The 17294-nt window shown below is 39.9% G+C and carries 9 protein-coding genes; 3 read left to right on the top strand and 6 right to left on the bottom strand.

All coding sequences use genetic code 11. The features are described 5' to 3' along the window. Positions 1-60 precede the first annotated feature (60 nt). A complete protein-coding gene (locus AC0VZ5_RS07050) occupies positions 61-2856 on the bottom strand; it encodes a TonB-dependent receptor (protein ID WP_475474677.1) in 2796 nt (931 codons plus the stop codon). A 657-nt stretch (positions 2857-3513) separates the two neighbouring features. Here AC0VZ5_RS07050 and AC0VZ5_RS07045 point away from each other — a divergent pair. After that, on the top strand, positions 3514-5154 hold the full coding sequence (locus tag AC0VZ5_RS07045) for an alpha-glucosidase family protein (protein ID WP_475474676.1): 1641 nt from the start codon (positions 3514-3516) through the stop codon (positions 5152-5154). 59 nt (positions 5155-5213) lie between these two features. Here AC0VZ5_RS07045 and AC0VZ5_RS07040 read toward each other — a convergent pair whose 3' ends face one another. After that, positions 5214-5768 (bottom strand): TIGR00645 family protein, encoded by a 555-nt coding sequence (locus AC0VZ5_RS07040; protein WP_138604863.1) that lies wholly within the window; start codon positions 5766-5768, stop codon positions 5214-5216. 243 nt (positions 5769-6011) lie between these two features. Between AC0VZ5_RS07040 and AC0VZ5_RS07035 the strand changes: the two genes are divergently transcribed. Further along, positions 6012-6254, top strand: coding sequence for a hypothetical protein (locus tag AC0VZ5_RS07035; protein ID WP_475474675.1), 243 nt, complete (start codon positions 6012-6014; stop codon positions 6252-6254). Positions 6255-6418: 164 nt separating this feature from the next. Here AC0VZ5_RS07035 and topA read toward each other — a convergent pair whose 3' ends face one another. Both topA and AC0VZ5_RS07025 read right to left on the bottom strand, forming a co-directional pair. Continuing rightward, positions 6419-9127, bottom strand: a complete 2709-nt coding sequence (gene topA, locus AC0VZ5_RS07030; RefSeq protein WP_013464804.1) for a type I DNA topoisomerase — start codon at positions 9125-9127, stop codon at positions 6419-6421. Between the two features lie 253 nt (positions 9128-9380). Beyond that, complete coding sequence (locus AC0VZ5_RS07025; RefSeq protein WP_475474674.1) at positions 9381-12080, bottom strand: Ig-like domain-containing protein; 2700 nt, start codon at positions 12078-12080, stop codon at positions 9381-9383. A 186-nt stretch (positions 12081-12266) separates the two neighbouring features. Between AC0VZ5_RS07025 and AC0VZ5_RS07020 the strand changes: the two genes are divergently transcribed. Beyond that, positions 12267-13598 (top strand): dicarboxylate/amino acid:cation symporter, encoded by a 1332-nt coding sequence (locus AC0VZ5_RS07020; RefSeq protein WP_138604867.1) that lies wholly within the window; start codon positions 12267-12269, stop codon positions 13596-13598. 84 nt (positions 13599-13682) lie between these two features. Here AC0VZ5_RS07020 and sohB read toward each other — a convergent pair whose 3' ends face one another. After that, positions 13683-14699 carry a protease SohB gene (gene sohB / locus AC0VZ5_RS07015; protein WP_138604868.1) on the bottom strand — a complete coding sequence of 339 codons (1017 nt, stop codon included), beginning with the start codon at positions 14697-14699 and terminating at the stop codon, positions 13683-13685. A 100-nt stretch (positions 14700-14799) separates the two neighbouring features. Continuing rightward, positions 14800-17235 (bottom strand): VolA/Pla-1 family phospholipase, encoded by a 2436-nt coding sequence (locus AC0VZ5_RS07010; RefSeq protein ID WP_475474673.1) that lies wholly within the window; start codon positions 17233-17235, stop codon positions 14800-14802. Positions 17236-17294: the final 59 nt, after the last annotated feature.

Here is a 17294-nt window from a genome sequence, read left to right as displayed (position 1 = left end):
AAGTAGCTATAAAAAAGCCCTTGTAAAACTAATTACAAGGGCTTCTTAATACAAAACTTATTATAGCTTGTAGCTTACACCGAGTAAGTATGTACGGCCATAGTCTTGGTAGTCACGCACTTGCAGTGCATTATCACCTTGCAATGATGTAAACGCTTCTTCGGTAATGTTTTGAATTTGGAACGTCATTGATAAGTTCTCAAAACCTGCAATACCAGAATCAGCAAAGTCATAGCCTACTTGCGCATCCCAAATAGTCTCGCCAAGTATATCAACCTGTTGGGTTGCAAAACCTGAACCGTAGATATCACCTTTAAAGTCACTACGTTTACGCATGCTAGTACGTGCTTGGAAACCATTGCGTTCGAAGTACACAGTTAGGCTATCAATTTTATCTGACAAACCTGGTAGCTCGTAATCGTTTCCGTTTTGATCTTGCAAGTCTTGCTCAACGCTTGTGTGGCTCGCAATTAAACCAAAACCTTCTAACGATTCATGTAATACACTGAAAGGGAATGATAATGAAAGCTCATAACCCCATAAACTTCCGTCGCCACCATTCACTTTACTTGAACGAGTAGCCGTATTTCTATCCGCAGGTGGAACTTCGCCTGTTGCAGGGTCTTCTTTGCCTGTTACATCAACATCGTAACGCTCATCAAAAATCCATTGGTCAATGTCTTTATAAAATAACGCTGCTGAGAAGTAACCTTCTGCATCAAAGTAGTTTTCGTATGTTAAATCAAAGCCTGTTGCTTCTTTTGGTTCAAGCTCTGCATTACCACCAGAAATAGACCAGTAGTTACCATTTTCGTCTGGCTTTTCGCTGTTATAACTTGTTTCAATCGATGCATGCATTTCATCAAGGCGAGCACGAGAAATTGTTTTAGCCGCGCCAAAACGAATTGTTTGCTCTTGGTCAATTGCAAAAGATAAGTTTAAGCTTGGTAATACATTTGAATAGTCGTGGCTAATATCAGTAGGTGATGCAACAACTAAACCATTAATATTTGATGCTTCAAAGCCTTGTGATGACTGCTCAGTGCGTACATAACGTATACCTACATTACCTGTTACCGGTATGCCACCAATTTCAGCATTAATGTCTGCTTGAATAAATGCAGCGGTAACTTCTTCTTGAACTGTCCACGAACGGGTTAAGTGTTTTTGATCCGTTAAGCTTTCTTGCAGTAGATCGTAATAACCATCATTTACTAGGCCGTTAGTGTCATAAGCAATCATATCACCCATGCCAATAAAGTCTAAACTTGCCGAACCTAAACGGTATTGCTCTGGTACTGATACCATGCCTGGATTATCTAAAGAGAAATCTTTTAAAGTCATGAAGTAGCCTTCAGACTGTTTTACTTTCTCACGGTCGCGGTAAGATAAACCAAAATTAATACGGCTAAAGTATTCGTTTTCAAGTACTTTACTGGCCGCTAACTTAAGCGTTGAAAGCTCATCGCTAATCTCTGGGGCATTAATAAAGCCATCTTGTGCGGTATTTTGATAAGCCGTGTCATTTAAGCCGTACTTGTTATTTAGCGCAGCACTGCCACCCCAAGATAACGGACCACCTAACTGAATTAAGTCGTAGTCGCTGTAATCAAGCTCATGAGTAAACTGTGCACCCGTATTTCCACCATCAAATGCGTACCCTATGTTATCAGCAATACCGTTTGCATCGCCACGGCCAGTACCTGAATAACTTTCAATACTCCAAATAGTACGATCTACTTTTGAGCGGCTTGCATCAAACTCAACTGACCAATCATCGTTAATATCGTATTTTGCATTAAAACCAAATTGTGTGAGCTCTGCTTTTCGCTCTTCGTAGTCATTTCGTACAACAACGCGTTGCCCTTCAGTGACTGCACTGGTAATAAAGCCAGACTGTTCATCTACAGTAACACTATTTGGGTCGATGCTACCTTGACCCCAGGCGAAAGGAACTTCAATACCACGTAAGATTTTTTCATCATTAAAATCTACATATAGCGCATCAAACGTCATGTTTAAACGATCATTTGGTGCAGCTTCCACTACTAGCATCGCTGAATCACGTTCAAGTGTTGATGAGCGTACGAAAGGTTTAGCGCCGCCTAAAATTGAATAGTTTTGGCCATCATTCCCTGTAAACTCAGGGTAACCCCAAGAATTCCAGCGTTTTTCTTGGTTTGGAGAACTCATTGTGTTGTAAGCAAATGCTACACCTATAGTGTCATCTGCAAACTGGTCTATGTATGAAACGGTGCCACGAAAGCCTTTGTCATCGCCATCCGGGTTTAGTTTATCAAAGCTAGTTTGCTCATACTGACCATTAAACATGATCACTTGTTCACCTTTACTTAAAGGCTTTACCGTTTGCATGTCGATAACACCGGCAATGCCTTCAGCTTCAATGCTAGCACTTGGCGTTTTATAAACAGTAACACCGCTCATTATTTCTGATGGGTAAAGGTCAAACTCAACACCACGGTTGTCACCAATAGATACCTGCTCACGGCCATTAAATGTTGTTGCGCTTTCGTTTTCGCTAAAACCACGAACACTTACACGGCTAGCACGACCATCAAGACGCTGGGCTGTTAAACCTGGTAAACGTGCGATTGACTCTGCAATAGATGAGTCTGGAAGTTTACCAATGTCTTCTGCAGAAATTGACTCAACAACCTGTGTTGAAAAACGCTTAGTATTAATTGATTCAACAACACTACCGCGAAAACCTTTTACTTCGATGATTTCTACATCATCATTTTTTATTGTTTCTTCTTGTGCCGCGGTGGTGGCAAAGCTTGATAGTCCGGCAGCAGTTAATGCTAGCGTTAATATACTTGGTTTGAACATAGCCATAATGTTTTCCCGTTACCCATAATGTGATACCCGCTTACTTGTTTAAGTGATAGTTAAACATGCGAGCTTATTTTGTTGTCAGGATGAATATTAACGCTCGTATTATTTTATTAACAACTTTATGCATACGTATTCAAAATAGCATTACACAGCCAAAGTTAACATTAAATTTACAACCAAACATGTAAGTAACTGTTTTGCAATGGATTATTTTGGTGCAATTATACTTTATGAGCTTGACGTTAACCTGTATTTATTTTTTATGAAATAAGCCATTCATAAAACGACAATAAAGTGAAACAAAGTGATTTTATTTTTTAATTTATTATTAAACACACTATCTATTCAAATTGAATTGGTAAGACCAATACTAAAAAACACCAACTCAGTGCACACCTTTGTTTTTACACACCTACATGGCGCAAACAATAAATTAACAACTCAATATTAGAATTGGTAAAGTAAAATAAGAATAATCCACGACCCAAAACGCTTGCCTGAATGATTTGTACATCTTGTTTTAATGCCTTGAAATAGGTGCATACGTATGCAGGATTTTTACAGCATGACAGGCTTCAAGTATGCTTTTTCAAATAAACGAGGATTATTACCTCTAAAAAAGAACAACACAAAGACAGTGTGAAAACGGAGAAAAGCATGGCCCAAAAGCAATGGTATAAAGGTGCGGTTATTTATCAGGTTTATCCGCGTAGCTTTCAAGATAGCAACAACGATGGCATTGGTGATTTAAAAGGAATAATAAATCGTATTGATTACATTAAAAGCTTAGGGGTAGATGCTATTTGGATCTCACCTTTCTTTAAATCGCCTATGAAAGATTTTGGTTATGATATTAGTGACTACCGTGATATTGACCCGCTTTTTGGTAATTTAGCTGATTTTGATGAGTTAATTGCACAAGCACATCAACGCGACATTAAAATTATTATTGACCAAGTGCTAAGCCACACCTCAGATCAACATCAATGGTTTATTGATAGCCGTGAAGACTTAACTAACGACAAAGCCGACTGGTATGTATGGGCCGATGCTAAAGAAGATGGCACAGCACCTAATAATTGGTTGTCTATTTTTGGTGGTGGTGCATGGCAATGGGAGCCGCGTCGTGGACAATACTACTTGCATAACTTTTTTACTGAACAGCCTGATCTTAACTTTCATAACCCTGATGTTCGTCAAGCTGTACTCGATAATGTTGAATTCTGGCTTAAAAAAGGCGTGGATGGCTTTAGGTTAGACGCAATTAACTTTTGCTACCATGACGCTTTGCTTCGTGATAACCCAGCTAAACCAAAAGAAAAACGTCAAGGCCGTGGCTTTAGCGAAGATAATCCTTATGCATTTCAGTACCATTACTACAATAATACCCAGCCTGAAAACATAGAGTTTATGCGTGATATTCGTACTTTACTCAACAAGTACCCTGGTACCGTATCACTGGGTGAAATTTCATCTGAAGATTCATTAGCCACAATGGCAGAATACACCCAAGGTGGCGATAAACTGCACATGGGTTACAGCTTTGAGCTATTAACGGATGATTACTCGAGCGAGTATATAAGAAACACCGTTACTACACTTGAGCAACGCATGACTGAAGGCTGGCCTTGCTGGGCATTTAGCAACCATGACGTAGAACGTGTTGCTAGCCGTTGGAGTGAAACGGGAGAGGTAAACCCAGCGCAATGTAAAATGTTGACTGCCCTACTCGCTTCACTTCGTGGCAGCGTATGTATGTATCAAGGTGAAGAACTCGGACTCGGTGAAGCCAGCGTCGCTTTTGAAGATTTACAAGACCCATACGGCATAACTTTTTGGCCAAACTTTAAAGGTCGTGATGGATGTCGTACCCCAATGCCTTGGGAGAACCTAGATAACTCACAAAGCAATGCGCACAATGCAGGATTTAGTGAGGTAAAACCGTGGTTACCTGTTGATCAACAACACAGGCTACAAGCAGTTGCTGAACAAGAGAATGATGTAAACTCAATATTAAACGCGTACCGTGAATTTATGGCTTGGCGTAAAAACCAGCCGGTACTACTTGAAGGTGATATTGAGTTTATACAAACCGCCGAGCCAATTTTGGCGTTTTACCGCACATTAAACGAAGAAAAGATGTTGTGTGTATTCAATTTAAGCGGGGCAAAAGCAGAGCTTGTTATTGATGTTAGTGTTGAAAAAGAACATAACACGCTTTCTCATCACAATGCACAGCTTAACAATGCAACACTAACTATTGAACCTTTTGGCTGCTACTACGCCCGCTGCAGTTAATTGTTAGCATTTATACGTAAAAAAACCCGAGCATTGCTCGGGTTTTTTATAACAAATTTTTAGTGGTTAATTGTTTTACTATTTAAATAATCAGTAAAAGCAAATAGTACACCTGATACCACAAACGTAACGTGTATTAACACTTTCCAGAGTAGTTCATCATTAGAATGAGACGCAGAGCTTATAAATACCTTAAGCAGCTCAACGGCTGAAATAGCCACGATTGCACTGATCAGCTTCATTTTTAAACCAGAAAACCCGACCTTGCCCATCCATACTGGGCGGTCTTCATGATTCTCGATATTAAGCTTAGAGACAAAGTTTTCGTAGCCGCTAAAAATAATAATCAACAGCAAACCTGCTAACAAAGCAGTATCAACTAACGTTAATATACCAACCAACAACTCTTGATTACTAGCAGTAAACGTCGCTATCCCCATCAAATATAGCTGTTTAAAAAACTTTATAAGTAATAAAACCACAGCAAATAATAAGCCTACAAAAAATGGGGCAAGTAACCAGCGACCTTTAAATATAAACGACTCAAGCGCATGCTCTACTTTATGAACAGGATGTATTTTTTTATTTGTATTATTTGTGTGAGGCTCTGACATAGGGGCACCTAAAAATTAAAACGCGACATTAGCTCAAATCTAGCTGTAACACAATCACTTAAAATAAAAGATAGGTACACAATATGCTTATCCTGACGATAAAAATATTTCGTTTCCCTTTGTGATAATTGTGATTAAAAATCAACTTACCAACAGAGATGTTCTGGCTTGGTTACACTTGTTTTATGCATGCATTATTTGAATGCATAATTCGATTGTTACTCCATTTTTAGGAATAAGAAAATGAATAAAGCATTACTCGCGTTAATCGTTGCACCATTTTTCGTTTTATCTGCTGCTAATGCAGTTACAAGCGATACTACAGACGCTTCAGCCGAAACGATTCAAGAGTTCACAGAAATGTGTATTAGCTGGGCTAAAGAAGACGACGTAAGCAATGAAGAGCTTTATAACTATGTTTTAAAGTGTGTGAATGATGAACTAACATCTGAAGGCTATAACAAAGTCACTGCTGTTAAGATTTAATGAATAATTGAGCAGTTCAAACCTAAATTGGTTACATTTTAACTCTGTAAAATAAAAAGTCAGATTAAAAATGCCATTGCGATAGGTTTGATAATGCAAAAAAAACCGGAACTGTCACAGGCTGTGCGTTCCGGGTTTTTATTATTAAAGCGATGAATAATTAATTATTCATCATCTTTTTTTGGTTTGGCTTTAGCTTTACTTTTAGCTGGCGCTTTTTTAGCTGCAGCTTTCTTTTTAGGCGCAGCTTTTTTCTTAGCCTCTTCTACCCATTTACCACCCTCGTAATGGGCCGTCCAACCAGTTGCTTTACCATCAACTTCAGTCATTACATATTGAACTTTGTTTTTACGACTGTAACGCACAACAGCAAGGTTGCCATCAGGATCTTTGGCTGGTGCATCAGCTAGGTAGTAAAACTTAGGCGAAATACGATCTCTAAAGCGTTGTAACTCTTCTACTTTAGGAGCACGTGTTTCTCGTGATTTAGGGAACGTATTTGCTGCTAAGAAAATACCAGCCGCGCCATCACGTAATACAAAATAGGCTTCAGACTTTTCACATTCTAATTCAGGAATATGAACTGGATCTTCTTTTGGTGGCGCAGCTTCACCATTTTTTAACAACTTACGTGTATTTTTACATTCATCGTTGTTACAACCAAAATACTTACCAAATCGGCCTGATTTTAATTCCATATCAGCGCCACATTTATCACATTCGATAATAGGGCCGTCGTAGCCTTTAATTTTAAATGTACCCTCTTCAACAACATGCCCCTGACATGCTGGGTTATTACCACACACATGCAATTTACGGGTTTCATCGATAAGGTATGAATCCATCGCTGTTTCACAAATAGGACAGCGCTTCATTTGCATTAATGTTTCTGTCTCAACGTCTTCAACATCAGCTGCAACCGCTTCATCACCCGACACTAAATTCATAGTGGTAGTACAGCGCTCTTTAGGTGGCAGGTTATAACCTGTACAGCCTAAGAATACGCCCGTTGAAGCAGTACGAATGCCCATTTTTCTGCCACAGGTTGGACAGTCAATATCGGTTTCTACCATTTGATTAAGACGCATGCCGCCTTCATCTGGTTCGCCTTTAGCAATGTTTAACTGGGTTGAAAAATCGGCATAAAACTTATCGAGAACTTGCGTCCAAACACGCTCGCCTTCGGCGATATCATCTAAACGACCTTCCATTTTAGCGGTAAAGTCAAAGTTCATTAAATCTGTAAAGTTTTCAACTAGGCGATCGGTAACAATTTCACCCATTTTTTCAGCAAAAAAGCGACGATTCTCTACTCGTACATAACCACGATCTTGTATTGTCGAAATAATAGACGCGTAAGTTGAAGGACGGCCAATGCCACGTTTTTCAAGTTCTTTAACTAAGCTCGCTTCACTAAAACGTGCTGGCGGCTTGGTAAAATGCTGCTTAGGATCAAGCTCAACTAAGGTGAGAACTTCACCTTGCTTAACAGCAGGAAGTGATTGATCTTCTTCGTTCTTTTTACGCACTGCTGGCTGTACTTTTGTCCAACCGTCAAAGCGAAGCACACGGCCTTTTGCCTTTAATGTGAAATCATTGGCGGCAACGGTTAATGTGGTTAAGTCGTATTCAGCAGGCACCATTTGACAAGCCACGAACTGACGCCAGATAAGCTCATAAAGCTTTTTAGCATCGGCATCAACACCTTCAACATGCCCTGAAAGTACCGATACGCTAGAAGGACGAATCGCTTCGTGCGCCTCTTGTGCATTGCCTTTTGAGCTATAGTTAATTGGATCAGCAGGTAAATATTTTGCACCAAACTCATTGGTTACATACTCACGACACATCTCAACCGCATCTTTTGATAGATTAGTTGAATCGGTACGCATATAGGTAATATAACCACCTTCATATAGGCGCTGCGCAAGCATCATGGTCTTTTTAACGCCATAACCGAGTCGAGTACTGGCGGCTTGTTGCATGGTTGAAGTAATAAATGGCGCACTTGGGCGACTCTTACTTGGTTTTTCTTCAACGCTTACAACTTTATATTCGGCATTCTCAAGGCTTTTAACTGCTGCTGTAGCTTGTGCTTCATTTACAGGCTTAAATGGCTTGTCTGCTTGTTTAGTGACTTCTAAACGTAAGTCAGACTCGCTATTTTTAACATCTGCATGAATATCCCAGAACTCTTCAGGAATAAATGCTTTAATTTCACGTTCGCGTTCTACCAATAAACGCACTGCAACAGATTGAACTCGTCCTGCAGATAAACCTCGTGCAACTTTAGCCCACAATAAAGGCGAGACCATAAAACCAACAACGCGGTCTAGGAAACGACGAGTCTGCTGTGCAAAAACCATATCGGTGTTCAATTCACCCGGAGTTTCAAACGCTTGTTGTATTGCATTTTTAGTGATTTCGTTAAAGACAACGCGTTTATACTTTTCAGGTTCGCCACCAATGATTTCTTGAAGATGCCAAGCAATTGCTTCCCCTTCTCTATCCAAATCCGTTGCGAGATAGATTTGATCAGCATTTTGGGCAAGCTTTTGTAATTCTTGAACAACCTTTTCTTTACCCGGTAATACTTCGTAATGTGGCTCCCACCCTTTTTCAGGATCAATGCCCATACGCGCGACTAAGTTAGAATAGTCACGTTGCTGTTTATACGCTGCTTTCTCATCAGGTGGCATTTTACGAACCTCAGCAGGTGTCTTGCTTGCTGGTACTTTGTTTTTGCCTGATCCTGATGTAGGTAAATCTCGTACGTGCCCAATACTGGACTTAACGATAAAATCATTACCTAAGTATTTATTAATTGTTTTAGCCTTAGCAGGTGACTCTACAATTACTAGCGATTTGCCCATAGTTGCCTATTTCTAACCTAGTTTTTTAAATGTGTTTAGCCGACTCATGCGGCGCGAATATTTATAGGTATATCTACAAACACTAGTTCTTACAAGCTTTTAATACAAACTTTTCAGTATTTACTGAATAAACAAACAATTTCTGTTGTTAATTTAAACAAACCAGCGTTTTTTGAATAATTGATGTGGAATATATAGAATAGAAACAAAAATGCCAACCTTATTGGTTGGCATTTTTTATGCTTTACATATTTTAAACCTTAGGTTCGTCTAAAATCGACATCACGGTATATTGTGTTTTCACACCACCAGGCGTTTCAAACTCAATGTATAAAAACCCAGAATCAACATCATTTGGCTCAGCCTCTTTAGTAATATTAACTGAGACAGAGATTGGCGTTTTTTGTGCAGTATTAACCACGGTGTAATCTGTTAACCCTCTTAATACACCATTGTCGGCAGTAACGCTCACTGTAGTACCCGCAGGTAGTGGATTATTATGAATGTCACTGAAGAAAATAGTCACTGAAATCGCGCTGTAAGGTGTTGAATTGCTAATATCAATAAGGTTTATGTCGCACATACCTGCCATATCAGAAGCTTCTAAGCGAATACCATCACTTAAACTACAGTTATTTAAAGCCGTTACAGCTCTAATGTAAGGTGTACTACCTGACATAACTAACTCTGAACGAGCGCGCACATTAACTGTTTCACGGGTACATGCATTTGCAGCTAGGGCTTCATCACTACATAGTAAGCCATTGTATATACCATCACCATTGTCATACTGGCCATTATCTTGTGCACCTGAGCGTTCCACATACCACTCATCTTCACCGCCATTAGAATCCACAGGATTTGTTGGGGCTGGTAAATTCCCATCAAACACCCCATTTTCATTAAAATCTATAAAGGCTTCAGGTAAATCTTGTAAAGTTGAGTCAAACTCGTTTTGATTAAATTCACCGTTGGCAGATACATCATTAAATGACTCTTCACCCACAGAATAAGCAAGTAAGCTAACACGCCCACCAAGTGGATAATCAATTGGCGCGTTATTAGGCGCATCAGTTAGCGCAATTGGATCGCCATTGCTATCTAAATAATTAATTAAGTTACCATTTGCGTCGAGTTGTGATTCTCTGATACCTAAAGTACAAGGTGCAGATTGTCCAAAATAACGGTCGCATTTATCTGCAACAGAATTATTGTAAATGCTGTAATGGTATGGAATTGGGTTTTGACTACGCCACTGCGCTTTACACACACCGTCTATGGTGCGACAAAGTAATAAAGGTGTAAATTGTTCATCATCAATAGTGCCAACAGCACCACCTTCACTGGCAATATAAATTGCCGTGTTATCTGGTACAAAATTATTAAAATGATCGGCTGCAAATACGGTTAAGTCTGTAGTCACCCCAGCTTCGTTTAATGACTCGGTATTAAACGTTTGCACTGCAAGCGTGAAACTATCCTGATCTGGAACACCAGTCGTAATAGTAATGTCATTAGAGACAATAGAGATCACACTATTTTGTGAGGTATCACTACTGTCAATCTGATGCGAGGCAATTACAGATAAAATACCAGCAGCTTTTCCTGAGCGAACGTTTACAGTCACTAAACCTTCATTGTTAGTAAATTGAAATGCGCTATCTAATAGAGCACCACCTGGGTTTTGTGAAAGTGCAAAATCAATTTGCTTTTGACCCACTGGATTTCCATTTACATCTAAGAGCTTAAAGGTGAGCTCTGAATTTTCAGTCAAGGTTTGACCGCCCGCTCCTTTAATAGCTAATACTTGATTAGTCACCCCCATAAACGCAATTGAACCTGTTTGAGCCGCAGCTACATTGATGTTTATGGTTTTTGTTGCAACATTACCACCAGTAACTACGGTCGCGGTAATCGTATCTATACCATTACAGCCATCAGCTTTGTATGTTGCACTTGCCGTACCACCGATACTCGTTACCACATTATCGATAGTGGCTCTGGGGGTAGATTCTTCTGCGCAAGCAGAAGTAAATTGCACTTCCAGCGGGGTAGTAAATACATTATTACTACCGTCTACAATCTGAGCCGTAATAATCGTGGTAGAGCCGGCAGATAGTACATCACCGGTAGCAATACCTGCGCTTAGATTTACATTTACTTGAACAGCGTTAATTTCAAATAAAGCACTCGCAACTCCGCCCTGTGCGGTTAATTCAACTTGACCAACACCTGAGCTACTGCCAGGCAATAAATTCAAAATAGCCACACCAAACGCATCAGTTTTAGCCGTTAAGCTTTCAGGTAATAAAATGCCTAGCGTGGTTGTCGCTTGAACTAACACATTGCTGGCTGGCGTATTACTACCAGGTTTTGTGATTTTTGCATAAACAATCGCTTGCTGACCCAGTAAATTACTATTTTGTGAACAATCTGATGGATCAAGTTCAAAAGAATCTCTATCTATATTTAACCAACTATCAGGACAGTTTTGTAAGATTTTAATGTCAATATTTGCAGCATCGTCGTTAGATTGCGGCTCGTCACCGGCGGTATAAAAACCGAGCTTGCTTGTTGAGCCTTCGTAGCTTGCAACAATGGTTCCTGCTCCTTCAACACTGCCTGCGCTGAGCTCTATAGTTGCAACACCACTTGTATTTGTTAATGCGCTTGCTGTAGCAGGTATGAAAGAACCAAGTGTTGTAGTAAAACTAACTTCTTGACGAACAACGGGTTGTCCATCACTGTCAGTTACAGTCGCAACGACCTCAAGCGGATTGTTAGCGGTAACGATACGATCTTCAAAATTAAGTTCAACTTGGGTATCTAGTACGGCATTGTCGCCTCCAGTATCCCCACCAACGGTTCCTGTCTTCTCAAGTGAGCCACCACCGCCACAAGCGATGAGTAATGAGCTGAGCAATATAATGCTAAGCAAACGGGTTAAAGGCATATGTTTCTCCAATGCGCTATTACTAAGTTAAACTTATTTACTTAATGTTAACCTATAACTTAGTCTAAAATCTCAGTTTTTTACTTCTTTTTGCGATAAAAATTTTTAAAAAAGTTGACGTTTTTTCTGTAAAAAAAATTACATGCTGTTAGTCTATGCCAAATTTATAAAAAATAGATTGGAAATATGTCTAAAATCCGTTCGATGAGTTTAACTACTCGCATCATGATTGGTATGGTTCTTGGTGTTGCAGTAGGCTTTATATTTCAGGCTATATTAGCTGGTGAAGACGATTACCTAATCCCTCTTGGGTTATTCTCTTTGCCAATTAAAGCCTTTTTTGTTGATGGCCTTTTCCATGTAGGTGGACAAATATTTATAGCTAGCTTAAAAATGCTAGTTGTTCCCCTCGTCTTTGTGTCGCTTGTGTGCGGTACTTGTAGTTTAAGCGATCCTAAAAAATTAGGTCGTTTAGGTGGAAAATCGATTGGTCTATATTTGGTTACCACAGCGATCGCAATCACAGTAGCAATTTCACTGGCGTTACTATTTAACCCAGGTGAAGGGATTGGGCTGCCTTCGCAAGCAAGCTACGACGCAAAAGAAGCGCCTACTTTAGCTCGCGTTATTATTGATATGTTCCCAACCAATCCATTTGAAGCAATGGCCAAAGGAAATATGCTACAAGTTATTGTGTTTGCTTTATTATTTGGTATTGCAATGGCACTTAGCGGTAAAGCAGGCAAACGTGTAGCAACAGTATTTGAAGACTTGAACACCGTTATCTTAAAACTAGTTACTTTATTAATGAATATTGCCCCTTACGGCGTATTTTTCTTAATGGCTAAGTTATTTACTACCATCGAGCTTAACTTAATTGTGAGCTTAGCTAAGTATTTTGGCGTGGTTGTTTTAGCCCTGTTATTACATGCATTCGTAAACTACACTCTTCTGCTAAAAATACTTACAGGCCTAAACCCGCTTACTTTCTTAGCTAAAATGAAACACACCTGTTTATTTGCTTTTAGTACCTCAAGTTCCAGCGCAACTATGCCTATCACACTTGAGACTGCAACGAAGAAGCTAGGGGCTAATAACTCTGTCGCTTCATTTACTATACCTTTAGGCGCAACCATTAATATGGATGGCACTGCAATTATGCAAGGTGTCGCTACGGTATTTATTGCTCAAGTATTTAGTGTTGATTTAACTATTTCTGATTACTTAATGGTAATACTAACAGCAACGCTTGCCTCGGTTGGCACAGCGGGTGTTCCTGGCGTTGGTTTAATTATGCTGGCCATGGTACTTAACCAAGTAGGCCTACCTGTTGAAGGAATCGCAATTATAATAGGTGTTGATAGACTACTTGATATGACCCGCACCGCAGTAAATGTAACAGGCGACTGTATGGTAACCTGTGTTGTGGCTAAAAGTGAGGGTGAACTAGATGAAAGTATTTTCAACGACCCTAATGCAGCTAAAGATTTAGAAGACTATCACAAGTCAATTGACTAACAGCTTCTATCTTGAGTTATAAAAAAAGCCTTGCTACTTCATTAAGTAACAAGGCTTTTTTATTATGTATAAGCTATGAAATTATTAAGGGTTTAACGCCTTAAATTTTGACATTAAACTCACTCCTGCCTTATTCACACCATGGCTGAGCCCTATTGCAAGCTTATCACTTAGCCCTTTTTTAATTTTATATTGCACCTTGTATATTTGATGCTGATGTTGCTGCTCTAGTAAGGCATCATCACTGGTTTTAATGGTATCAACTAAGCCTTTTTCAATCGCTTGGGTTGCAAACCAATGTTCACCCGTTGCCACTAAGTCCATATTCAAACTGGGACGCTGTGTGCTCACAAAGGTTTTAAATAACACATGGGTTTGCTCTATCTCTTCGCGAAATTTTTCACGGGCTTTATCGGTATTTTCACCAAAAAGTGTTAGCGTACGTTTAAATTCGCCCGCCGTAATTTGTTCAAAATCAACATCATTTTTCTTCAAGATTTTATTAAAGTTTGGAATTTGTGCAATCACACCAATAGAGCCAACAATTGCAAACGGCGCGGCAATAATATGATCTGCTACACAGGCCATCATGTAGCCACCACTAGCAGCAACTTTGTCTATTGATACGGTTAACTCAATACCAGCTGACTTAAAACGTTGTAGTTGTGATGCAGCTAACCCGTAGCCATGTACCACGCCACCACCACTTTCAAGACGAACTAGCACTTTATCTTTTTTAGGGTCCGCGATTGAAATAATCGCAGTCACTTCTTCGCGCAAACTTTCTACTTCATGCGCATCCATACTACCATTAAAATCAATAACGTAGAGTCGTGATTTAGGCTCATCTTTTTCAGCTTTTTTTTGCTCTAGTTTTTGTTGCTTTTGATAGGCTTTTAACTCTTTTTTACCTAGCGTATTATTTAAAAAACTTTCTTTTATATTGGTAAGTTGCTCCGATAAATCATCAATTTCAATCTCACCTTTTTTTGCTTTTGGCTTAACAGCCGAGCTTACAATTAAGGTTAAAATGACAGCGATAGCAATAACAAAGGTAATGGTTTTAGCAAAAAACAAACCGTACTCGTATAAAAATTCCAACTGTATTCTCCGTTTATAAATTTCAGTCAATTTAGCATGCTTTAAAGCAAAAAAAAGCCACTTAACAGTGGCTTTTTAGACTTAATTGAGTGGTTGGCTACTAATTAGTCACAATATCAGTATCTGATACAGATAATAAACGTCCACGTGATACTAGGTAAGTTGCAATTTGCAATTGCATTTCTGCATTTGCTGCTGCGCTACCCGCTACTGTAGTCGACTGTCTTTCATCTTGCGCCGGTGTTAACACAGAGCCATGATGACCTGTGTTAAATTTAACTAAATAGCTAGAGCCCATCTCTGTTGGCGCTTGAGATGTACTCACAGTTTCTAACCCCATAAAGTTAGCTAGAGGAACAGTACCTGCAATTGGATTGCTGGCAGTCATCGGCGGAATAACTTGGTCTGGCTTGTTATTCTCTGTGCCATCACCTACCACAACATTCATGTAAACAGGTGTTTCTAGTGCTTTAACCGTTGCAGCATAGTTAGTAGGATCGCCACTATCTAATGCTGTTTGTGCTGCAAATACAAACTGCGTCATTACGCCCTTTATATTAGCTAGTTTATCAGTTTCACCCGCCATAGTTAGCGATGCTGCAAACTCATTAAAGCCACAGCTCAAGAAGTCCTGCATGTCTGGTAACAAAGCACCACAGTTTGATAAAGCATCAGCGTTTAAGAATGCATTAAACTCATCAGCTTCAGCAGTTCCTGCTTGAGAAAGCACAGAACCTTGAATAAATGGTCCAAATGCTGCTGATTCTAACAAGAAGCTAGCAATACCACCGCCGCCGCTTGCTAATGCTACAGCGTTAACCTTAAATAATGGATCTACTTGTTCGGCTAATGGGCTATTCGTTTGTGCAATAAATGCAGGTGCTACAATTGAGCCTAGTGAATGGCCAATGTAAGATACATCAGTAGAATTTAGTGAACTGTCACCACTGAAATTTAAGCCTAAACGTAGACCAAGTAAGTCAGCACTTGACTGGCGTAAACTATCTCTGGCGACCAGTAAAGAGCTCAAGTTCATGTAGCTAAGTACAGAGCCTGTTGTTGCGTTAAAATCATCGTTACCGTCTACATCAACATCTACACCACGCTCACCATGACGAGGATGATCAATTGCAACTGTGGCAAAACCCTGTAATGAAAGCTGCGCTGTTAGTGTCAACATGCTTTCTTTTTGCGTGGTAATACCATGTTGCATAATAACTACAGGCCAACCACCTGCTGGGATAGCAGTAAATGGCTCTAAACCTAAACCTGAACGGTATGCATTAACAACCGGTAAAATTGGCTTGGTAATTTGTACTGGCACATTCGCCATGCTTTGCATTTTAGGAAGTGAGTTATATTTAGTTAAGTGTTTAGTGCTATCAAGCCCTAAATCACGAAGCTGTCCATCACTCAAAGCAGCACACATCGCATCGTTAGTGCTAATGGGATCGGTTGGGAACGCTTCACCAGCTTGCGCTTTGTAACCTAAAATAGCAACGGCACTGTCACACATACCTTGCCAGTAAGTATCATTTAGATCACTGATCTCTTTACCCGTAGGTGTACCTAAATACATAGGTAGCTGGATGCTGCCTTTTTGATATTGTGCAACTTGGAATATATCGGGCACGGTAACACCCTGCAATGCAAAAGCTTGTTGTACGTTAGCCATTGGCTGAGTTGGAATTTGCAACGCAGGGGTTGGAATTGTTGGCTCTGTTAGGCTTGCTGCTAAAACCTTTTTAATCGTGCCAAGCACTGGTCCTGCTGATTGCATTGTCATGGCAGCAGAAAAAATAATATCGTCTTTGGTAATGTCACCAGAGCTAACCACTACGTTTTCGTAGCTATTAACAGCCCCTTGCAGCGCAAGTTGTGATGGCGTTACTAAAGGCGCTTCTTGTTTAACAGTGGCATAAGTTGAAGATGGTTCAATCGAGCGACCTTCTGAATCTTTCAGTCCAGTCGTTAACACATTAATGTATGAACTACCGGCTTTAAAAGGCTTAAGTGGGACAATAGCTACTGCGTCACCAGAAGCTTGGGTTACAAAGTCCACGCCAAAGGTCAATTCGCCTACTAATTTACATGCTGCACCGGCTGGTGCTTGCGAACATTCGGCATCAGTTAGGCTTGCACCCATGATAACTTCAAAAATACGTACAGAGCCTGGTGAAGCTGCAGACGTTTCATCAAGGCTAATGCCCGGTGGAAAGGTTAGATCAATTTTGAATGGCACTTGAGTAGACCAGCCATCAAGTGCTCCTATTGCTAGTTGCGGATCTGCATAGGCAGTTCTAGGGATAGAAACATTTTCGCTATTTAACTCCCCTGGAATATTTATAGTACCATCGAGGGTGCCACTCATTAATAAATCATTAGGAACCGAAATAACACCATTTGCAGGGTCAAATTTTACCGTCGCTTTGGGAATAACTGTAACTGAATTGTTTTTAACATCTTCTAACGTTTCTCCGCCGCCACAGCCTGCTAATGCAGCTGCAACTGAGAGCGAGAGTAGCATTTTTTTCATAGTGTTCTCCGCACAAATCTTATTTTTATAGTGTGTTTATAGTCAGTGTAATTAAGTTA

This window comes from Pseudoalteromonas sp. QJM3NY_12 (assembly GCF_056173165.1).
This window is presented reverse-complemented; position numbering and strand designations above follow the sequence as displayed.